Raw genomic sequence first — 20,416 nt, forward strand, 5'->3', positions numbered from 1 at the left:
ATCGCTACGCAAACGTTTACAACATCTCGGTCACTCAATAATGATCCCACAGATTTCTCAGGCGCCGGGCCTCGTTCAACTGGTGCTGACATTCCTGCAGTCGTTAAAAGAACAAGGCTTTACCGGCGATACCGCCACCAGTTATGCCGATCGTCTTTCACTCTCCACCGACAACAGCATTTATCAGCTATTGCCTGATGCGGCGCTGTTTCCGCGATCCACAGCGGATGTGGCGTTGATTGCGCGCCTGGCGGGCGAAACGCGCTTTAATAGTCTGGTATTCACACCGCGCGGCGGCGGCACTGGCACCAACGGCCAGTCGCTCAATCAGGGCATCGTGGTGGACATGTCGCGTTACATGAACCGCATCCTCGAAATCAATACCGAGCAAGGTTGGGTGCGGGTTGAAACGGGCGTGGTGAAAGACCAGTTGAATGCGTGGCTTAAGCCGTATGGTTTCTTCTTTTCACCTGAACTCTCCACCAGTAATCGTGCGACTTTAGGCGGCATGATCAATACCGATGCCTCCGGACAAGGTTCGCTGGTGTACGGTAAAACCTCCGATCACGTTGAGGGATTACGCGCGGTGCTGCTGGGCGGCGATATCCTCGATACACGCGCCATGCCGACTGAACTTGCAGAGCAACTGGCGAAAACGCCCACTGCTGAAGGGCGCATCTATCAGCAAGTGTTAAGCCGCTGCCGCGAACAGCGCGATCTGATCCTGGAAAAATTCCCCAAACTGAACCGTTTCCTGACTGGTTACGATTTGCGTCATGTGTTCAGCGACGATTTGCAAACCTTCGATTTGACGCGTCTGCTTTGCGGCGCCGAAGGCACACTGGCGTTTATCACCGAAGCGCGGCTGGATATTACGGCAATCCCCAAAGTGCGCCGTTTGGTGAATATCAAATACGATTCGTTCGATTCTGCGCTGCGCAATGCGCCTTTTATGGTGGAAGCCAAAGCGTTGTCGGTTGAAACCGTGGATTCCAAAGTATTGAATCTGGCGCGCGAAGATATCGTTTGGCACTCAGTGAATGAATTGATTACCGATGTGCCCGATAAAGAGATGCTCGGCCTGAATATTGTCGAATTTGCCGGTGATGATGGCGAATTGATTGAGCAGCAAATCGATGCTTTATGTTTGCGTCTCGACGAGCTGATGGCGCAACAGATAGGTGGCGTGATTGGCTATCAATTGTGTAACGATTTAGGCGGTATTGAGCGCATCTATAATATGCGCAAAAAGGCGGTTGGCCTGTTGGGCAACGCCAAAGGACGCGCCAAACCGATTCCGTTTGTCGAAGATACCGCAGTGCCGCCGGAAAACCTTGCTGATTACATTGTTGAATTCCGTGCACTGCTCGACAGCCATGGCTTGAGTTACGGCATGTTTGGTCACGTTGATGCGGGCGTGTTGCACGTGCGACCGGCGCTGGATATGTGCGATCCGCAGCAAGAGTTGCTGATGAAGCAGATCTCCGACGAAGTGGTGGCGTTGACCGCGCGTTATGGCGGTTTGCTGTGGGGTGAGCACGGCAAAGGCTTCCGCGCGCAATACAGTCCGGAATTCTTTGGCGAAACGCTATTCAACGAACTGCGCCGCATTAAAGCTGCTTTCGATCCCGATAACCGCATGAATCCGGGCAAAATCTGCACGCCAATCAGCAGCAACGAGCCGATGATGCAGGTGGATGCGGTTAAGCGTGGCACTTACGATCGCCAGATTCCGGTTACGGTGCGTAATGAGTGGCGTGGTGCGATGGAGTGTAACGGCAACGGCTTGTGCTTCAATTTCGATGCTAACAGCCCGATGTGTCCGTCGATGAAAATCACCCGCAATCGTATTCACTCACCGAAAGGGCGCGCCACCTTAACTCGCGAATGGTTGCGACTGCTGTCTGAACAGGGCGTCGATCCGCTACAGCTGGAACAGGCGCTGCCTAAACAGGGCGCCAGCTTGCGCAGTTTGATCCAGCGCACGCGTAACTCCTGGCATGCCAAACAGGGCGAATATGATTTCTCGCATGAAGTCAAAGAGGCGATGTCGGGCTGTCTGGCATGTAAAGCCTGTTCCACACAATGCCCAATTAAGATTGATGTGCCGAACTTCCGTTCGCGTTTTTTACAGCTTTACCACACGCGTTATTTGCGTCCGGTGGCCGATCATTTAGTCGCCAGCGTGGAGAGCTATGCGCCGCTGATGGCCAAAGCGCCGAAGATATTCAACTTCTTCCTCAAACAACCTTGGATGCGCGAGCTAAGTCAGACGCACATTGGCATGGTGGATTTACCGTTACTGTCTTCGCCAAGCCTCAAGCAGCAATTAAGCGGACATCCGGCAATGAATTTGACGCTGGAACAACTGGAAGCGCTGGATAGCACGCAGCGTGAGAAATGTGTGCTGGTGGTGCAAGACCCGTTTACCAGCTATTACGAAGCGCAGTTGGTAACCGATTTCGTCAAGCTGATCGAGAAGCTCGGCTATCGTCCGGTGCTGTTGCCGTTTTCACCAAATGGTAAAGCTCAGCATGTGAAAGGTTTCCTGCAACGCTTTGCGCGCACAGCCAGCAAAACGGCGGAGATGTTAAATCGCGTGGCAAAACTCGGCATGCCGATGGTCGGCGTCGATCCGGCCACTGTGCTGTGTTATCGCGACGAATACAACCAGGTACTTGGCGAGCAGCGCGGTGCGTTTAACGTGCAACTAGTGCATGAATGGCTACAAAACGCATTGAGCGAAAGGGCGGTGCAAACTGCCAGCGGCGAAGCCTGGTATCTGTTTGCGCACTGCACTGAAGTCACCGCGTTACCGTCGACGCCGAATCAGTGGCAAGGCATTTTTGCTCGCTTTGGTGCGAAGTTGGAAAACATCAATGTTGGCTGCTGCGGCATGGCAGGAACCTACGGTCACGAAAGCAAAAACCTTGAAAATTCTCTGGGTATTTACGAGCTTTCGTGGCATCCGCAACTACAAAAATTGCCGCGTCAGCGCTGCCTGGCGACCGGTTTTTCCTGTCGAAGCCAGGTGAAACGCGCGGAAGGCAACGGTATGCGCCATCCACTGCAAGCACTTCTGGAAATGATGTAAACAAATTGTAGGAGACGTCACAAAGCTGGATTAGAATATCCAGCCTGCATGACGGACGAAATCACTCTGCAGGCGAGTCGCTTTATCCCACTCGCCGCTGAGCGCCAGTTGATGGCACAAACGTGTTAGCGACAAGCGCGCCAGTTGATAGGCCTGGATACGAAATAAACGGTCACGATCGGCATTGCCCATTTCCTGCACTAAGCGGTGATGGAGCTTGCCCATGGCATTTAAAAAGCTGTGATCGTCGCCATTCAGTTCGCAGATTTCGGCCATGTCGAGGCAGGTATCGTTGAAACGACGCAGTTGTTCAAGGGTGCAATCGGTGCGGTTGAGCTTCGCCTGAGCCATGTAGAAGTCAACGGTGATATCACGCACCGAAAACTTATATTCGTCGATTTTATGTTGTAACCAGGCTGAGACGGTAAGCGTCATATCGCCACCCATAATAGGTTAATGATAATCATTATCATATTCAACCGCGACAGGAATGCAATTCCCGCAGTGAAATTTATTGATTTATTCTGCCTGTTAGTAAAATCGGCAATAACAATTTCTTTACAATGTAGAAAGGCGTAACCTATCAATCAACAGTGAAACGTAAAATGGATTTATAGAATTTTACGCCAATTGAACGGGTTACGTTGATAAGGTGCGCACGGGAATGCCGCCGCCAATCTGCTTTGAAGCGACTATGCTTAATAAAGCAGCAGTAAAAAACAGCACGAGATGATTATCCCTGCAAAACAAGAGGTTGAAGTGATATCTGATATCACTACCATAGGGGGATAGCCTGAAAAGGCCCAGACTTACGAGGTAGCACAATGTCATCAGTTAATGCCGACTCTTTTTCACCCGAAGATTTCGTCTGGAAAGGGCTCACGCTGACCGAATCGGCAGCGAAACAGATTCTTAACCTGGTAGAACAAGATCCTGAAGTCAAGGGCTTGAAACTGGGTGTGAAAACGTCCGGCTGCGCCGGTTTTGGGTACGTTATGGACTTGGTGAAAGAGCCTGCCGATGACGACCTACAGTTTGAGCAATTCGGCGCAAAACTGTTTGTGCCACTTCAGGCGATGCCGTTTGTTGACGGTACCGAGCTGGATTATGTCCGCGAAGGTCTTAACCAGATTTTTAAATTCAACAACCCTAAAGCTCAACACGCCTGCGGGTGCGGTGAAAGCTTTGGCGTCGAGTAAGTAAAACATGTCACGACACACCGAAGCATCTGACGATGTACAAATGTGGGAAGGTAAGCTCAATTATAAAGAGGGCTTCTTTACCCAGTTACAAACTGACGAATTTGCCCACGGCATCAATGAAGATGTGGTGCGCGCGATTTCGGCCAAACGTAACGAACCTGAATGGATGCTGGAATTCCGTCTCAAGGCGTTCCGCGCCTGGGAACAGATGGAAGAGCCACATTGGCTGAAAGCGCACTACGAAAAACTGGATTATCAGGATTACAGCTACTACTCCGCGCCGTCCTGCGGCAATTGCGATGATAGCTGTGCCTCTGAACCGGGCGCTAAACAAACCTCAGGCAGCGTCGCGTCCAGCGACTATCTGACCCAGGAAGTGGAAGACGCGTTCAACCAGTTAGGCGTTCCAGTACGTGAAGGCCGTGAAGTGGCGGTGGATGCGATTTTCGATTCCGTTTCCGTTTCGACCACTTATCGCGACAAGCTGGCTGAGCAGGGCATCATCTTCTGTTCATTCGGTGAAGCGATTCACGATCATCCAGAATTGGTGCAGAAGTATCTCGGCACGGTGGTTCCACCGAATGATAACTTCTTCGCCGCGCTGAACTCCGCAGTGGCATCCGACGGTACTTTCGTTTACATCCCGAAAGGCGTGCGTTGCCCAATGGAGCTGTCGACCTATTTCCGTATCAATGCGGCAAAAACCGGTCAGTTCGAGCGCACTATCTTAGTCGCTGATGAAGACAGCTATGTCAGCTACATCGAAGGTTGCTCCGCGCCGGTGCGTGACACCTACCAGCTGCACGCCGCAGTAGTAGAAGTGATCATCCATAAAAATGCGGAAGTGAAATATTCTACCGTGCAGAACTGGTTCCCAGGCGGTGAAGGCGAGGGCGGTATCCTCAACTTCGTCACCAAGCGTGCGCTGTGCGAAGGCGATCACAGCAAGATGTCGTGGACGCAGTCTGAAACCGGTTCAGCAATCACTTGGAAATATCCAAGCTGCATTCTGCGCGGTGATTACTCGATTGGTGAGTTCTACTCAGTGGCATTGACTGCGGGCCGCCAGCAAGCGGATACCGGCACCAAGATGATCCACATTGGTAAGAACACCAAATCGACCATCATCTCTAAAGGTATCTCTGCCGGTAAGAGCCAGAACACCTATCGCGGCCTGGTGAAAATCATGCCAACCGCCACCAACGCGCGTAACTTCACCCAGTGTGATTCGATGCTGATTGGTGCCGAGTGCGGTGCGCACACCTTCCCGTATGTGGAAACGCGCAACAACACCGCACATCTGGAGCATGAAGCCACGACCTCACGTATCGGTGAAGATCAGATGTTCTACTGCTTGCAGCGTGGCATCAGCGAAGAAGATGCGATTTCAATGATCGTCAACGGCTTCTGCAAAGACGTTTTCTCCGAGCTACCACTGGAATTCGCCGTGGAAGCGCAAAAATTGTTAGCAATCAGCCTTGAGCACAGTGTGGGCTGATGCCCGTTGCCGGAAGCAATGTGAAGGAAAGAGTATGTTAAGCATTAAAGATTTGCAGGTTAGCGTTGAAGACAAAGAGATTTTGCGCGGTCTGAACCTTGAAGTAAAACCGGGTGAAGTTCACGCCATCATGGGACCAAACGGTTCGGGTAAAAGTACCCTGTCTGCAACGCTGGCGGGTCGTGAAGATTACGAAGTCACTGGCGGTTCAGTCACCTTCAAAGGCAAAGATCTGCTGGAGCTTGAGCCAGAAGAGCGTGCCGGTGAAGGCATCTTCATGGCGTTCCAGTATCCGGTTGAGATTCCGGGTGTCAGCAACCAGTTCTTCTTGCAAACCTCAGTTAATGCGGTGCGCAAATACCGTGAGCAGGAACCGCTGGATCGCTTCGACTTCCAGGATTTTATCGAAGATAAAATCCAACTGCTGAAAATGCCGGAAGATTTGCTGACCCGTTCAGTCAACGTTGGTTTCTCCGGTGGCGAGAAAAAGCGTAACGACATTCTGCAAATGGCGGCTCTGGAACCTGAGCTGTGCATCCTTGATGAAACCGACTCCGGTCTGGATATCGATGCGCTGAAAATCGTGGCAGAAGGCGTGAACAGCCTGCGCGATGGTAAGCGTTCATTCATCATCGTTACGCACTACCAGCGTATCCTCGATTACATCAAGCCAGACCACGTGCACGTGCTGTATCAGGGCAAAATCGTTAAATCCGGCGACTTCACGCTGGTGAAACAGTTGGAGGAGCAAGGCTATGGCTGGCTTACCGACCAAGAGTGATAACGCCCTGCAGCAGTGGCATCACCTGTTTGAATCGCGCGGAGACGTGCGTTCTTTGCAGGCGCAGCAACACTGGCAGCAATTAATGCGTGTTGGATTGCCAACACGTAAGCATGAAAACTGGAAATACACGCCGCTGGATGGCTTGCTGGCGCAGCAATTTGTGCTGCCACAGCCGCAAGACGTCAGCGCAGAACAGGTTGACGCGCTGGCATTGCCGATTGATGCCGTGCGCCTGGTGTTTGTCGATGGACGTTTTCAGTCTGCGCTGAGCAGCCGTGATACCGGCTTGTTCGAAATTCAGCACGCGCAGGCATCCGAACGCCGTCCGCTGCCGGCACCGATTCAACCGGAAGTGTTTCTGCATCTGACCGAAAGCCTGGCAGAAGAAGCGACCACCATTCGTCTGGCGCGTGGCAAATCAGCGGCAAAACCGCTGTACCTGCTGCACATTACCAGCGGTCAGGAAAGCGGTACCAATACCGTGCATCACCGCCATCATCTGCAACTGGAAACCAGTGCAGAAGCGGAAGTGATTGAGCATTATGTGACGTTGAATGATGTCGCGCACTTTACTGGCGCACGTTTCACCTTCGACGTCGCGGATAACGCCAAATTGCAGCACATCAAGCTGTCGTTTGAGAGCGATAAAGCCTATCACTTCGCGCACAATGACGTGGTGATTGGTCGTGATGCACAAGTCAGCACCACCAGCTTCCTGCTGGGTGCCGGTTTGTCGCGCCACAACACCAGCGCGCAGTTGAACGGTGAAAACACCAATTTGGCGATCAACAGTTTGTCTCTGCCAGTGAATCAGGAAGTGTGCGATACCCGCAGCTATCTGGAGCACAATAAAGGCCACTGCATCAGCCGTCAAATGCACAAAGTAATCGCGCGTGACAAAGGTCGTGCAGTGTTCAATGGCATGATCAAGGTGGCGCAGCACGCGTTGAAAACCGACGGACAGATGACCAACAATAACTTGTTGCTGGGCCGTTTGGCTGAGATCGATACCAAGCCGCAGCTGGAAATCTATGCCGATGACGTGAAATGCAGCCACGGTGCAACCATTGGTCGTATTGATGAAGAGCAGATGTTCTATCTGCGCTCGCGCGGTATTGATGAAGCTTCTGCGCAGCGCATGATCATCCATGCTTTTGCCGCTGAACTGACTGAATCGCTGGAGAATCCGGTACTGCGTCAGGTGGTGCTTCAGCGCATTGCCGCGCGTATCCCGGGAGTTGAGTCATGAGTTTCGATCTCGAACGCATCAGAGCGGAATTTCCGATTCTGAAACGTGAGGTCAACGGACATCCGCTGGCCTACCTTGATAGCGCGGCCAGCGCCCAGCGCCCGCTGGCGGTGATCAACGCGGAAAGTTATTTCTATCAGCACGGCTATGCGGCCGTGCACCGCGGCATCCACTTGTTAAGCGCGCAAGCGACCACCGATATGGAGAATGTGCGTCATCAAGCGGCACGTTTTCTTAATGCTGCGTCGCCAGAAGAGATCATCTTCGTTAAAGGCACCACTGAAGGCATCAATCTGGTGGCTAACAGCTGGGGCGGCAGTCAGCTGCAACCGGGCGACAACATCATCATCACGGAGATGGAGCATCACGCCAACATCGTGCCGTGGCAGATGGTGGCACAGCGCACCGGTGCAGAGATTCGCGTACTGCCGCTGAACCAACAGGGCGAGCTGGCGTTAGAACAACTGAGCGGTTTGATCGACAGCCGCACGCGCTTGCTGGCGGTAACGCACGTTTCCAACGTGCTCGGCACCGTTAACCCAGTGAAAGCCATCGTGGCGCAAGCGAAAGCGGCGGGCGTGGTGACCTTGGTGGATGGCGCGCAAGCGGTGATGCATCACACGGTTGATGTGCAGGATATCGATTGCGATTTCTACGTGTTCTCCGGCCATAAAATTTATGGTCCGACCGGCATTGGTGTGTTGTACGCGCGTAAAGCGTTGCAGGAGATCATGCCACCGTGGGAAGGCGGCGGTTCGATGATCGCTGAGGTGGTGCTGCCAACGGGCACGACTTACAACAGCACGCCGTGGCGCTTTGAAGCGGGCACCCCGAATACCGGTGGCATCATCGGTTTAGGTGCGGCATTAACGTGGATTAGCGAACTGGGCCTGGATGTGATTCATCAGCGCGAATCGATGCTGATGCGTTATGCGCTGGATAAACTGGCTTCAGTGCCGGATCTGGTGATTTACGGCCCGGAACATCGCAGCGGTGTGGTTGCCTTTAACCTCGGCAAGCATCATGCGTTTGATGTCGGCAGCTTCCTCGATCAATACGGTATTGCTATCCGCACTGGCCATCACTGCGCCATGCCGCTGATGCGTCATTACGATGTGCCGGCCATGTGTCGCGCCTCCTTCGCACTGTATAACACCGAAGAAGAGGCCGATCGTCTGGCCGCAGGTTTGATCCGTATTCATCGTCTGCTGGGCGGTTGAGCAGATTTCAGGAGTAATCCATGGCGAATTTGCCAGATAAAGAGAGATTAGTGCGCAACTTCAATCGTTGCGCCAACTGGGAAGAGAAGTACCTCTACATCATTGAACTCGGTGGGAAATTACCAGAATCCTCTGAAAGCTTACAGCAGCCAGAGTATGTGATTTCCGGGTGTCAGAGCCAGGTGTGGATTCGTATGACACCACAAGCTGACGGCACAATCGCCTTCGAAGGTGACAGCGATGCTGCCATCGTTAAGGGTTTGATTGCAGTGGTATTTAGCCTGTATCAAGGGCTTAAGGCGCCAGAGATTCTCGATCTCGATGTGCGTCACTGGTTCGGCGAATTAGCGCTGACCTCACACCTTACTCCCTCGCGTTCACAAGGGCTGGAAGCGATGATCCGCGCGATCCGCCTTAACGCTCAGAGCCTCAGCTAAGTTACACTCTCCAGACCCCGGCTTGACCGGGGTCTGTTCTATCCGACAAAGAGAAAATTGCATGAAACCAGCCTTACGTTTAGCCGGTGCATTGCTGTTGTCCTGTTGCGGACTCTCTGCACCTGCATTTGCTACGGAATACCCTTTACCAGCCGATAACAGCCGTTTAATTGGCGAGAATACCCTTACCACCGTGCCGGATGACAAACGGCCGCTAGAAAGCATTGCCGCGCGTTATAAGATTGGTATGCTCGGCATGTTGGAAGCCAATCCTGGCGTTGATCCCTGGCTGCCGAAAGCGGGCACGCAGTTAACCGTGCCGCTGCAAATGCTGCTGCCGGATGCGCCACGTGAAGGCATTGTGATCAACCTCGCTGAGCTGCGTCTCTATTACTATCCGAAAGGGGAAAATCGCGTGGTGGTTTATCCTATCGGCATTGGCCAGCTAGGCGCGATGACACCAACCATGGTCACCAGCATCAGCCAAAAAATCCCCAATCCAACCTGGACGCCTACCACCAATATTCGCAAACGCTATGCCAAAGAGGGCATCACTTTGCCGGGTGTGGTGCCAGCAGGGCCAGATAATCCGATGGGGCTGTTTGCCATGCGCCTGGCGCGCGGAACCGGACAATACTTGATTCATGGCACCAATGCTGATTTTGGCATCGGTATGCGCGTCAGTTCCGGCTGCATTCGTTTACGCCCGGATGATATTGAAGCGTTGTTCAATAGCGTACCGAAAGGCACTCGCGTGCAGGTGATCAATCAACCGATCAAATATGCGATTGAGCCAGACGGCAAGCGTTACGTTGAGGTGCACCAGCCGCTGTCGCACAACGATAAGGACGATCCGCAAACCATGCCGATTGCGCTATCTGCGCAGCTTAAAACCTTCAGTAAAAGCGGCAAGAGCGATAGCGCCCTAATCAAGGAAGCGATTGTACGTCGTTCAGGGATGCCGGTATTGGTGAGCAGCGGGGAACCGGCCACGGATGCAAATGTGGCGCAATTAGAGCAGGGAAGTGACGCAGACCAATCAAAGGTTGGTGAAGCTCAGGGTGCAGCGGTGGCAACGCCCTAAATTCGGGCCAGTGAAACGCAGAATCAAGACAAAAAAAATGGTGCCACATAGGCACCATTTTTCAACCAGTACTCTTACTTACGGTAAGAGTGAGCTTGGTTGTCCAGACGCTGGTTAGCGCGAGCTGCGTCATCTTTAGCAGCCTGAACGTCAGAACGGATTGCGTTCACGTCGTTGCTCAGCTGATCAACTTTAGCGTTCAGAGTCTGAACGTCTGAAGACAGTTGGTCGATTTTAGCGTTGCTTGAGCAACCAGCCAGCATAGTTGAAGCCAGGATTACAGCGCCCAGTACCAGTTTAGTGCGATTCATTCTTTATACCCTCTAGATTGAGTTAATCTCCATGTAGCGTTACAAGTATTACACAAAGCTTTTTGAGTTGAGAATAAATTTTTGATGAGAACATGCTTAAATTTGATCGTTCGCTCAAAGAAACAGCATTTCACAGAAGATGATGAAAATAATTAGCTAAAACAGAGAGATTTAATCGGACTAACCTTAATCATACGAGATTTTGAATAGTTAATTTCGATTGGAAATTTCTGGCATTTGTATTAGCTAAGGAATAAAAAAAGCGCCTGTAAAAGGCGCTTTTAAATAAACATTCAACGATTAATCAGATGACATGCACTGATGCAGTGTTGGTGGTTCCGCTTGGAACCAATGCACCAGAAACCATTACCACAACATCGCCTTTTTGTGCATATTCGCTTTCCAGCGCCATTTCTTTACCAATACGGTAGAAATCATCAGTTGAGGCGATTTCTGATACCAGACGCGTTTCGATGCCTTTGCTCAGAATCAGCTGGCGCGCGGTGGTTGCGTTGGTGGTCAGAGCCAAAATGGTGGCATCCGGGAAATACTTACGGATCGCTTTAGCCGATTTACCGCCTTCGGTCGCTACAACAATCAGTGGTGCTTCCAATTTCTCCGCAGTCTCAACTGCACCACGGCACACCGCTTCGGTGATACGCAGCTTGCGTGAGTCTTGCAGTGAATCAATGCGCGACTTCATGACGCGATCGGTACGCTCACAGATGGTGGCCATGATGGTCACGGATTCCAGCGGATAGCGGCCTTTGGCACTCTCACCAGACAGCATGACTGCATCAGTACCATCCAGAATGGCGTTTGCAACGTCGCCAGCTTCTGCGCGGGTAGGGCGCGGGTTTTTGATCATGGAATCCAGCATCTGCGTAGCAGTAATTACCACTTTGCGTGCTTTATTACATTTTTTGATCATCATCTTCTGCGCGAAGATCACTTCTTCTACTGGGATCTCTACGCCGAGATCGCCACGCGCTACCATGATGCCGTCAGAGGCTTCGAGAATTTCGTCGAAGTTATTCAGGCCTTCCTGGTTTTCGATCTTAGAGATGATCTGAATGTGTTCGCCGCCGTGCGCTTTCAGGTGCTCACGGATTTCCAGCACGTCTGAACGCTTACGGATAAAGGAAGCGGCAACGAAATCAACATTCTGCTCGCAACCAAAGATCAGGTCGCGCTTATCTTTTTCTGCCAAAGCCGGCAATTGGATTGAAACGCCCGGCAGGTTAACGCCTTTGTTCTCGCCCAGATCGCCATTGTTCAGTACGTTACATACCACGGTGTTTTCAGTGACTTCAGTCACCTGCATGCCGATCAAACCATCATCGACCAGTACGGTGTTACCAATTTTCAAATCTTCAGTGAAACCGGCGTAGGTCACGGCAACACGTTCGCTGTTACCAATCACAGATTGATCGGTAGTGAAGGTGAAAGTCTGACCGGCTTTCAGCGACACATCGTTGCCGCCTTCCAGTTTCATGGTACGGATTTCAGGACCTTTGGTGTCCAGCAGAATAGCGGCCTGACGACCGGTTTTTTCCATAACGGCACGCATATTGGTGATGCGTTGACCATGCTCGGCGTAATCCCCGTGCGAGAAGTTCAGGCGCATAACGTTCATGCCTGCTTCCAGCAGTTGGGTCAGCATCTCTTCAGATTCGGTTTTTGGACCGATAGTACAAACGATTTTGGTCTTTTTCATGTCAGGTTTTCTATAAGTTGTGATGGATGATAAAGGTCGGAATTCGATGCTGTAAGCACCGAAGTGAGAATGTGTTTGGTGTTGGAACGGATTTCACAGAAATAAGAATAGGAGACGAAAGCAAAGCGTGCAGAGAAGTTATGCAGTACGCGAGGGAACTGATTGATCAGTGTTGCGCAAATCATTGGAGTTGTTTGCATAGGCACGTTAGCGCTGAAACCTTTCAGGTGGAACAACGCGGCATAGTATAGTCGCTAAGTATGCGAAAACCAATATAAAAGCGGCGTGAGAAAGACGATGCAGATCAAGAAAAGAGTGTTGCGCAAGAGGATGAAACAGAGTGGTGCGCTCTAATGGACTCGAACCATCGACCCCCACCATGTCAAGGTGGTGCTCTAACCAACTGAGCTAAGAGCGCATTCAGGAATGCAATATTTGGTGCGTCCGAGTGGACTCGAACCACCGACCCCCACCATGTCAAGGTGGTGCTCTAACCAACTGAGCTACGGACGCACTTGGTGCGCTCTAATGGACTCGAACCATCGACCCCCACCATGTCAAGGTGGTGCTCTAACCAACTGAGCTAAGAGCGCAACATGCTGTCAGGGCGACAGCGGGGACGAATATTAACGGCAGCCTGTGATGCTGGCAAGGGGAAAAAGTGTTTTTCCCATACGACTGACCAGCAACTGTGCTATACGTCGTTTTTTTAGCCGTAACCCCCCAACTAAAGTCGCTTCAGCCACTTAGCGTGCCGCACGCGCCAGAATCACCTGCGCAGGCAAACCCTGCAAACGACGGATGCGCCAAATCATCATTACCGCCGCTGACGTTAGGCCAATGATAAAGCCACACCAGAAACCGGCTGGACCGAGTTTCGGCAGCACCCAATCGGTCATCGCCAGCACATAACCTACCGGTAAGCCCAGCACCCAATAGGCGATGAACGTGATGAAGAAGATTGAACGCGTATCTTTATAACCGCGCAAAATGCCGCTACCAATCACCTGGATCGAATCCGAGAACTGATAAATCGCCGCCAGCAGCATCAGTTGCGCCGCCAAGGTGATGACTTCGGGATTGGCGGTATACAGCGCGGCGATGTCATGGCGGAAAGTCACGGTAAACAATGCGGTAATCGCCGCCATGCTGATGCCCACGCCCTGGCCGGTCCACGCCGCCACGCGCGCATCTTCTGCTGAACCCTGACCTAAGCGATATCCCACACGAATGGTGGTGGCGACACCGAGTGAAAGCGGCAACACGAACATCAGCGAGCTGAAGTTAAGCGCAATTTGATGCCCTGCCACCTTCACAATGCCCAGCGGCGAAACCAATAGCGCGACGACGGCAAACAGGGTGACTTCAAAGAACAGCGCCAGCGCCACCGGCAAGCCAAGGGTAAACAGGCGCGACAAAATCGCGCGAGAAGGTGATGACCAAGGCGTTTTCATGCGGATATCACGCATCGCAGGCATACGTTTCACCCAGAATCGCATCACGATAAACATCACCCAGTACACCGATGCGGTCGCCACTCCACAACCCACGCCGCCCAAGGCAGGCATGCCGAAGTGTCCATAAATGAACACATAGTTGAGTGGAATGTTGACCATCAGTCCAAGGAAACCCAGCAGCATCGCCGGTTTGGTTTTCGACAAACCTTCACACTGATTGCGCATCACCTGGAAGAACAGATAACCCGGTGCGCCCCACAGCAACGCATGCAAATACCCCTCGGCTTTCGCCGCTAAGGCCGGATCAATGTCATGCATGGTGTTAATCAAATAACCGGCGTTCCACAGCACCACCATGATCAATAGCGCGACGCCGGCCGCCATCCAATAACCCTGGCGTACTTGTTCAGCAATACGTTCGCGTCGTCCTGAACCGTTGAGTTGCGCAACGGTTGGCGTCAAAGCCAGTAGAAGACCATGACCAAACAGAATGGCGGGAAGCCAGATAGAGGTGCCGACAGCAACGGCGGCCATATCCGTGGCGCTTACCGCACCGGCCATAACAGTATCTACAAATCCCATCGCGGTTTGAGCCACCTGAGCAAGGATGACCGGGATCGCGAGGGCCAGCAATTGACGCGCTTCGGTAAAATACTTCTGCACGTTACACCTGCTTAATTAAGAAGAGAGCGGGGCGAAATCCCCATAGAATGCGCGGCATAGTGTAGCGGCAGCCTGGGCTTCCGCCAAACTTTGTTCGCATTTCGTTTCGCCATTTGTGTAAAGTTTGAACTCCGCCAAATAACGCCGCCGTAAGTAAGCTGTGATAAACTGCCGCAAACTTTGCAGAGGCTGAGATTATGTTTACTGGAATTGTGCAAGGCACGGCTGAAATTGTTGGTATCGAAGAAAAAGATCTGTTCCGCACCCATATTGTGCGCTTACCTGAAGCGTTATTGCCGGGCCTGGCGCTGGGTGCTTCGGTTGCGCATAACGGTTGCTGTCTGACCGTCACCGCGATTGACGGTGATTTGGTGAGTTTCGATCTGATTAAAGAAACGCTGCGCATCACCAATCTGGGCGAATTAAACGTCGGCGATGTGGTGAATATTGAGCGCGCTGCGAAGTTCAGCGATGAAATTGGCGGTCATTTAATGTCCGGCCATATTATGACCACCGCTGAAATCTGCAAAATCATTCAGTCAGAAAATAACCGCGAAATCTGGTTCAAATTACAGGACGCCACGCAGATGAAATATATTCTGCACAAAGGCTTCGTTGGGATTGATGGTATCAGCTTGACGGTCGGCGATGTCACCAAAAGCAAATTCTGTGTGCATCTGATTCCCGAAACGCTGGAGCGCACCACCTTAGGCGCGAAGAAGTTTGGACATAAGGTCAATATTGAGATTGATCCCCACACGCAAGCCATTGTGGAAACCGTTGAGCGCGTGCTGGCACAGCGTGAAGCGGCGGCATTAGCGCAGATCGGCGATGCTGAATAAGACGATAAAAAAGGCGCCAAATAGGCGCCTGATTTACATTGAATGCGATTAGCGTGCTACGCGTAGACCACCCTCTTTACCGCGACTAAATACCACCTGCCACAGCTGAATATCACGCGCCCGGAATGCACCCGCGCACGCATTCAGATAGTAATCAAACATGCGTTTGAAGCGTTCGCCATATTTCTCGGCCAGCTCCGGCCAGGCGACCTGAAAACGCGCATGCCAAGCCATTAAAGTGGTATCGTAATCCGCGCCAAAGTTATGCCAATCTTCCATAACAAAATGGTGTTCGCTGGCATCGGCAATTTGTCGCACGGATGGCAGACAACCGTTGGGGAATATATATTTATCGATCCACGGATCGACATTCATATCTGTCGTGAGCGCGCCGATGGTGTGCAGTAAAAATATGCCGTCTGGTTTGAGATTGCGATCAGCAACATCAAAATAAGTGGCATAGTTTTTCGGCCCGACGTGTTCAAACATGCCGACGGAAACGATGCGATCATATTGCTGATTAAGATCGCGATAATCTTGCAGCAATATCGTGACGTCCAATCCTTCACAGCGTTGTTGCGCTAATTTTTGCTGTTCGGCTGAAATGGTTACGCCATGCACTTGCACGCCATAATGACGCGCGGCATATTCCGCCAGACCGCCCCAACCGCAACCGATATCCAACAGCGTCATGCCCGGTTCTAATTGCAGTTTACGGCAAATCATATCCAGCTTGGCCTGTTGCGCACCTTCCAGCGTGTCGGCATCTTTCCAATAGCCGCAGGAATATTGCATATAGGGATCAAGCATCAGCGAGAATAGATCATTTCCCAGATCGTAATGCTCTTTGCCAACAATCCATGCGCGCTTTTTCGACTGCAAATTAGTCAAGCGTGCGGCGGCAATGCGCAACGTATCTTTGAAATGACGGGGTAATTGTTTATCCAGATGGTGTTTTAAAACGCGATGGAAGAACATGTCGAGCTGTTCGCACTCCCACCAACCATCCATGTAACTTTCACCTAAACCCAGTGATCCTTCTTCCAGAACGCGTTTAAAAAAGTCTGGATGCTTTACCTGAATATCCCATGGACGAGTGCCATTAACTGCAATATCAGCGCGCTCTAGCAGTTCGTTGACGATCCGAAACCAGTGGTTTTCTTCAAGGCTCACTTCTTCTATAACAGATGAACTCATAGCTTCTCCATCACCTTCCGATCTGAACCTGAGAAAAAGAATAGCCAATTTCCCAAGACCTGTGAGAGAACTCACGGAAAATCCGTGCGCCAGAAATCCGACGATTTACAGAGGTATGTATTTGAGCAGCAAAGTGGGTCATCGCACTGGTTATCGTGCAGACGCCATCCCGCGACAGGGTCGCAAAGGTGTTACATTTATATTATTGATTTGTAGCAGAATTACTGACCCACCGAGTATATGCTCACGTGGGTCAATATTCAACGGGTTATCGTTAGGTTGCTAACGATAATCGTTGCCTTACTGATTATCTTCGCAGGGACGGGAAGTGAGGGCATTATCACTTTGTGCGCTTAAGCCGCGTTGGCAAACAAAGCCAGCCCATGCCAATACCACGGTGGCGACCATCACTAAAGTGGTGTTGTAGAGCGCGCGTTCCAGTCCGGTTGAAACCAACAAACTGGCGGCGAAACACAAGCCTAACTGGAACAGATTCTGCAAACCGGCGGCTTTGCCGGTAGCGTGTGGGAAAGGCGCAAGCGCGCTGGCAACCACGATGGGGTAGATTGCACCATTCGCCAGCGCCATGCCGCAGAACGGCATTAGCAGTACAAACAGCGAAGTTGACGGCATTAACGCCACCACAAACAGACTTAGAATGCTCAAGCTGTACAGCAGCAGCAACCAAGGCAATAATTGCGCGCCCTGATAACGATTAAGCAGCGCGCGGCAGCCAAATCCACCAATCAGAAACGCAATGGTCTGCGGAATATAACTCAGACCAATATCTGCCGGCGTTAAGCCTGCGGCGGCGAGGATAAACGGCGAACCGGTTAACCAGGCAAAAAAGCTGGCTGAACATGCGGAATAGATTAACACGTTGCCGCTATAAACGCGGGTGTTCAGCAAGCTTAACCAACTTGGCTGTTTGCCTCTGTCAGCACTGGCTCGCTTTACGGCGGGTAAGCGCAGCGTGCCAATCAGCAACACGATAGCAATTAACGTCAGGGTGATAAAAATGCTGCGCCAGTGGAAATGGCCAATCAGCCACGCACCTAGCAATGGCGCTAACGCGGGTGAAAGCGCCACCAGCGGCATAATGGTGGCAAAAACTTTATTCGCCTGCGCTTTTGGATAGCGATCAACCACCAGCGCTTGCCAACTCACCGCCGCAGCACACACACCAATTGCTTGCACAAACCGCAACGCAAGCATCATGTAGACATCGGTCACCCACAGCATGCCCAGGCAGCCAAGGGCAAAAATGGCTAAGCCAGCCAGCAAAATAGGTTTGCGTCCATAACGATCCGACAGTGGTCCCCAAAAAACTTGAGCACAAGCAAAGCCGCCAAGAAACAAGCTTAGGCTCGCGCTAATGGTGCCGGGCGCGCTGGCAAAATCACGCTGCATATCGCCAAAAGCCGGCAAATACATATCGGTGGCAAGAAATCCGAGCATGCTGAGCACGGCGAGGTAAGGCATAAAAGCTCTGGACGACAACATGATGCTTCTCTAATTAGGCAGGTTGAACGGCGGGGAGTGTAAAAGGGTGCAACCTATTTTGTGAAACGCTAATATTTGCGAGGTGCTGTTAAATTTTTTGAAGGCAAGAATATGTGGTCTGAATATGCGTTGGAAGTGGTGGATGCGGTGGCGCGCACTGGAAGCTTTAGTGCGGCGGCGCAAGAATTGCATCGCGTGCCTTCTGCCGTCAGCTACACCGTACGCCAGTTGGAGAGTTGGCTGGCGGTACCGCTGTTTGAAAGACATCATCGTGAAGTGGTGATGACGCCCGCCGGTGAACATTTTGTCCGTGAAGGTCGTTCTGTTATCAAAAAAATGCTCGCAACGCGCAGGCAATGTCAGCAACTGGCAAACGGCTGGCGTGGTGAACTCAGCATTGCCGTGGATTGCATCGTGAAACCCCAACGTACGCGCCAACTGGTGAAAGATTTCTATCGCCATTTCCCCGATATGGAGTTGATCATCAGCTACGAAGTGTTCAACGGCGTGTGGGATGCATTGGCGGATGGGCGGGTGGAGGTGGCGATTGGCGCAACCCAGGCGATTCCAGTCGGTGGGCGCTTCGCTTTCCAGGATATGGGCGCACTTAACTGGCGCTGCGTCGTCAGTCCTGAGCATCCGTTGGTCAATGCAGCTGAATTAAATGATGAAACGCTGCGCGCCTGGCCTTCGCTGGTGCTGGAAGATACCTCGCGCGCATTGCCGCGCCGCATGACGTGGACACTGGACAACCAGCGACGTTTGGTTGTGCCGGAATGGGAAACCGGCTTGGATTGTTTGCAGGCGGGATTGTGCGTTGGCATGGTGCCGGGACATTTAGCGCGTCCGTTGCTGAATCGCCACGCGCTAGTGGAACTGACATTGCCGCAGACGTTTCCCGATAGCCCCTGCTGCGTCAGTTGGTCAGAACAGCGTGCGTCGCCAGCGCTGGATTGGTTATTGGCTTATCTTGGCGATGCCGAAACGCTGAACCACGAATGGCTCAGCGAAACCTCGATTTAACGGCGATAGTCGCGGAACGGGCCGTACGCCACCGAACGGCGCTCAATCAGCGTCGGTTGAACCTCAATGGTTTGCGGATCTTCACGCTTGCTGGTGATGCGATCCAACAGCATTTCCAGCGCTTTTTCACCTAATTCGGCTTTTGGCTGATGCACCGTGGTCAGCGCTGGCGTGAAGTAACGCGCGTTGCGCACGTTATCGTAGCCAATCACTGAAATATCTTGTGGCACGCGTAATCCCATCTCATCAGCAGCACAAATCGCGCCCATCGCCATGATGTCGCCGCCGCAGAATACCGCAGTTGGACGCTGTTTCTGATTAAGGATTTGCTGCATCGCCTGATAGCCCGATTCCGGCTCAAAGTCGCCCTGAACGATCCATTCCGGACGCACCGTAATGCCCGCTTCGCTCATCGCTTGCAGGAAACCGGCATGACGACCGCCGCCGGTATTACGTTCCATCTGACCGGGAATCGCGCCAATGTCACGATGTCCGCGCTCGATCAGATAGCGACCAGCAAGGTAGCCGCCCTGGAAAGCGTTGTCCTGCACGGTATCGGTAAAATCACCACGCGAAGCGCCCCAATCCATCACCACCATCGGGATGTTGCGGTTCTCTTCCAGCATTTGCAGCAAATCGTCTGGATATTCGGAACACATCACCAGCAAGCCATCGACGCGCTTCTGCGCCATCATCGACAGATAAGCTCGCTGCTTCTGCAAATCGTTGTGCGCATTGCCGAGAATCAGCGTATATCCGCGCTCAAAGCAGTGATGCTCTACCGCTTCAATAATTTCGGCGAAGTAGGGCGCTTCACTGGACGTCGCCAGCAAACCCAATGTTTTGGTGTGATTAACCTTTAGGCTACGCGCCACAGCACTCGGCGAGTAGTGTAATTCTTTGATCGCTTCCCATACGGCGTTACGCGTCTCTTCCGCAACGAAACGCGTTTTGTTGATGACATGCGAAACCGTGGTGGTTGAGACACCGGCGCGTTTCGCGACATCTTTAATTGTTGCCATGAAAAAGGTACTCCTGGGCTTATCGCAACTTACTGATAAGTATATTGTTAAACGTTTGCGTCTGCTAATGCTTTTACGGCCCAAAACAGCGGGCTAAATGGGGTTTTTCAGCA

Annotated in this window: 17 protein-coding genes and 3 tRNA genes; 10 read left to right on the forward strand and 10 right to left on the reverse strand. The window is 52.1% G+C overall.

All coding sequences use genetic code 11. The annotated features are described in order from the left end of the window. Window positions 1–40 precede the first annotated feature (40 nt). Entirely contained in the window at window positions 41–3,094 is a 3,054-nt protein-coding gene (gene ydiJ / locus ACPUC7_RS13300) for a D-2-hydroxyglutarate dehydrogenase YdiJ (protein ID WP_494923266.1), read from the forward strand. Window positions 3,095–3,124: 30 nt separating this feature from the next. Here ydiJ and ACPUC7_RS13305 read toward each other — a convergent pair whose 3' ends face one another. Beyond that, window positions 3,125–3,529: a hypothetical protein gene (locus tag ACPUC7_RS13305; protein ID WP_494923267.1), complete on the reverse strand. Its 405-nt coding sequence runs from the start codon at window positions 3,527–3,529 to the stop codon at window positions 3,125–3,127. Window positions 3,530–3,918: 389 nt separating this feature from the next. On the opposite strand from ACPUC7_RS13305, the gene sufA reads away from it, so the two are divergent. The 7 genes from sufA (at window position 3,919) to ACPUC7_RS13340 (ending at window position 10,568) form a co-directional block, all read left to right on the forward strand. Beyond that, window positions 3,919–4,293, forward strand: a complete 375-nt coding sequence (gene sufA / locus ACPUC7_RS13310) for a Fe-S cluster assembly scaffold SufA (protein ID WP_097094107.1) — start codon at window positions 3,919–3,921, stop codon at window positions 4,291–4,293. 7 nt (window positions 4,294–4,300) lie between these two features. Then, window positions 4,301–5,794 (forward strand): Fe-S cluster assembly protein SufB, encoded by a 1,494-nt coding sequence (gene sufB / locus ACPUC7_RS13315; RefSeq protein ID WP_343554356.1) that lies wholly within the window; start codon window positions 4,301–4,303, stop codon window positions 5,792–5,794. Between the two features lie 34 nt (window positions 5,795–5,828). Then, the gene (gene sufC / locus ACPUC7_RS13320; RefSeq protein WP_494923268.1) at window positions 5,829–6,575 is read left to right on the forward strand and encodes a Fe-S cluster assembly ATPase SufC; all 747 of its coding nucleotides are present in this window, start codon (window positions 5,829–5,831) and stop codon (window positions 6,573–6,575) included. Beyond that, window positions 6,550–7,827 carry a Fe-S cluster assembly protein SufD gene (gene sufD / locus ACPUC7_RS13325; RefSeq protein WP_494923269.1) on the forward strand — a complete coding sequence of 426 codons (1,278 nt, stop codon included), beginning with the start codon at window positions 6,550–6,552 and terminating at the stop codon, window positions 7,825–7,827. Before sufC ends, sufD begins: the two co-directional genes overlap by 26 nt. Continuing rightward, window positions 7,824–9,047: a cysteine desulfurase SufS gene (gene sufS, locus ACPUC7_RS13330; RefSeq protein WP_494923270.1), complete on the forward strand. Its 1,224-nt coding sequence runs from the start codon at window positions 7,824–7,826 to the stop codon at window positions 9,045–9,047. Before sufD ends, sufS begins: the two co-directional genes overlap by 4 nt. Before the next feature lie 20 nt (window positions 9,048–9,067). Continuing rightward, window positions 9,068–9,484, forward strand: coding sequence for a cysteine desulfuration protein SufE (gene sufE / locus ACPUC7_RS13335; protein WP_343554351.1), 417 nt, complete (start codon window positions 9,068–9,070; stop codon window positions 9,482–9,484). Between the two features lie 61 nt (window positions 9,485–9,545). Beyond that, on the forward strand, window positions 9,546–10,568 hold the full coding sequence (locus ACPUC7_RS13340) for a L,D-transpeptidase family protein (protein ID WP_494923271.1): 1,023 nt from the start codon (window positions 9,546–9,548) through the stop codon (window positions 10,566–10,568). 74 nt (window positions 10,569–10,642) lie between these two features. Here ACPUC7_RS13340 and ACPUC7_RS13345 read toward each other — a convergent pair whose 3' ends face one another. From ACPUC7_RS13345 to ACPUC7_RS13370, 6 genes are all read right to left on the reverse strand, one after another. After that, window positions 10,643–10,879, reverse strand: coding sequence for a major outer membrane lipoprotein (locus ACPUC7_RS13345; RefSeq protein WP_007892735.1), 237 nt, complete (start codon window positions 10,877–10,879; stop codon window positions 10,643–10,645). 304 nt (window positions 10,880–11,183) lie between these two features. Beyond that, window positions 11,184–12,596 carry a pyruvate kinase PykF gene (gene pykF / locus ACPUC7_RS13350; protein WP_494923272.1) on the reverse strand — a complete coding sequence of 471 codons (1,413 nt, stop codon included), beginning with the start codon at window positions 12,594–12,596 and terminating at the stop codon, window positions 11,184–11,186. Between the two features lie 341 nt (window positions 12,597–12,937). Next, window positions 12,938–13,014, reverse strand: a tRNA-Val gene (locus tag ACPUC7_RS13355). 18 nt (window positions 13,015–13,032) lie between these two features. Further along, window positions 13,033–13,109, reverse strand: a tRNA-Val gene (locus ACPUC7_RS13360). Between the two features lie 3 nt (window positions 13,110–13,112). Beyond that, window positions 13,113–13,189: transfer RNA gene (locus ACPUC7_RS13365), tRNA-Val, on the reverse strand. Window positions 13,190–13,342: 153 nt separating this feature from the next. Beyond that, on the reverse strand, window positions 13,343–14,716 hold the full coding sequence (locus ACPUC7_RS13370) for an MATE family efflux transporter (RefSeq protein ID WP_494923273.1): 1,374 nt from the start codon (window positions 14,714–14,716) through the stop codon (window positions 13,343–13,345). A gap of 197 nt (window positions 14,717–14,913) precedes the next feature. Here ACPUC7_RS13370 and ACPUC7_RS13375 point away from each other — a divergent pair, with 197 nt between their 5' ends. Then, complete coding sequence (locus tag ACPUC7_RS13375) at window positions 14,914–15,558, forward strand: riboflavin synthase subunit alpha (RefSeq protein ID WP_494923274.1); 645 nt, start codon at window positions 14,914–14,916, stop codon at window positions 15,556–15,558. 48 nt (window positions 15,559–15,606) lie between these two features. Here ACPUC7_RS13375 and cfa read toward each other — a convergent pair whose 3' ends face one another. Then, the gene (cfa, locus tag ACPUC7_RS13380) at window positions 15,607–16,755 is read right to left on the reverse strand and encodes a cyclopropane fatty acyl phospholipid synthase (RefSeq protein WP_494923275.1); all 1,149 of its coding nucleotides are present in this window, start codon (window positions 16,753–16,755) and stop codon (window positions 15,607–15,609) included. A gap of 300 nt (window positions 16,756–17,055) precedes the next feature. Further along, window positions 17,056–18,258 carry a purine nucleoside transporter PunC gene (punC, locus tag ACPUC7_RS13385; RefSeq protein ID WP_494923276.1) on the reverse strand — a complete coding sequence of 401 codons (1,203 nt, stop codon included), beginning with the start codon at window positions 18,256–18,258 and terminating at the stop codon, window positions 17,056–17,058. A 111-nt stretch (window positions 18,259–18,369) separates the two neighbouring features. On the opposite strand from punC, the gene punR reads away from it, so the two are divergent. Next, window positions 18,370–19,281 (forward strand): DNA-binding transcriptional activator PunR, encoded by a 912-nt coding sequence (punR, locus tag ACPUC7_RS13390; protein ID WP_494923277.1) that lies wholly within the window; start codon window positions 18,370–18,372, stop codon window positions 19,279–19,281. Here the strand turns inward: punR and purR are convergent. Then, the gene (gene purR, locus ACPUC7_RS13395; RefSeq protein ID WP_494923278.1) at window positions 19,278–20,303 is read right to left on the reverse strand and encodes an HTH-type transcriptional repressor PurR; all 1,026 of its coding nucleotides are present in this window, start codon (window positions 20,301–20,303) and stop codon (window positions 19,278–19,280) included. The genes punR and purR overlap by 4 nt on opposite strands. Between the last annotated feature and the right edge of the window lie 113 nt (window positions 20,304–20,416).

The sequence above is a fragment of the Pantoea sp. CFCC18179 genome (assembly GCF_059412405.1).

Coding starts and splice junctions, on each gene's coding strand:
- sufS (WP_494923270.1), top strand. CDS start 7,824: ATGAGTTTCGATCTCGAACGCATCAGAGCGGAATTTCCGATTCTGAAA.
- ACPUC7_RS13340 (WP_494923271.1), top strand. CDS start 9,546: ATGAAACCAGCCTTACGTTTAGCCGGTGCATTGCTGTTGTCCTGTTGC.
- punC (WP_494923276.1), bottom strand. CDS start 18,258: ATGTTGTCGTCCAGAGCTTTTATGCCTTACCTCGCCGTGCTCAGCATG.
- pykF (WP_494923272.1), bottom strand. CDS start 12,596: ATGAAAAAGACCAAAATCGTTTGTACTATCGGTCCAAAAACCGAATCT.
- sufE (WP_343554351.1), top strand. CDS start 9,068: ATGGCGAATTTGCCAGATAAAGAGAGATTAGTGCGCAACTTCAATCGT.
- purR (WP_494923278.1), bottom strand. CDS start 20,303: ATGGCAACAATTAAAGATGTCGCGAAACGCGCCGGTGTCTCAACCACC.
- ydiJ (WP_494923266.1), top strand. CDS start 41: ATGATCCCACAGATTTCTCAGGCGCCGGGCCTCGTTCAACTGGTGCTG.
- sufB (WP_343554356.1), top strand. CDS start 4,301: ATGTCACGACACACCGAAGCATCTGACGATGTACAAATGTGGGAAGGT.
- sufD (WP_494923269.1), top strand. CDS start 6,550: ATGGCTGGCTTACCGACCAAGAGTGATAACGCCCTGCAGCAGTGGCAT.
- sufA (WP_097094107.1), top strand. CDS start 3,919: ATGTCATCAGTTAATGCCGACTCTTTTTCACCCGAAGATTTCGTCTGG.
- ACPUC7_RS13305 (WP_494923267.1), bottom strand. CDS start 3,529: ATGACGCTTACCGTCTCAGCCTGGTTACAACATAAAATCGACGAATAT.
- punR (WP_494923277.1), top strand. CDS start 18,370: ATGTGGTCTGAATATGCGTTGGAAGTGGTGGATGCGGTGGCGCGCACT.
- sufC (WP_494923268.1), top strand. CDS start 5,829: ATGTTAAGCATTAAAGATTTGCAGGTTAGCGTTGAAGACAAAGAGATT.
- ACPUC7_RS13345 (WP_007892735.1), bottom strand. CDS start 10,879: ATGAATCGCACTAAACTGGTACTGGGCGCTGTAATCCTGGCTTCAACT.
- cfa (WP_494923275.1), bottom strand. CDS start 16,755: ATGAGTTCATCTGTTATAGAAGAAGTGAGCCTTGAAGAAAACCACTGG.
- ACPUC7_RS13375 (WP_494923274.1), top strand. CDS start 14,914: ATGTTTACTGGAATTGTGCAAGGCACGGCTGAAATTGTTGGTATCGAA.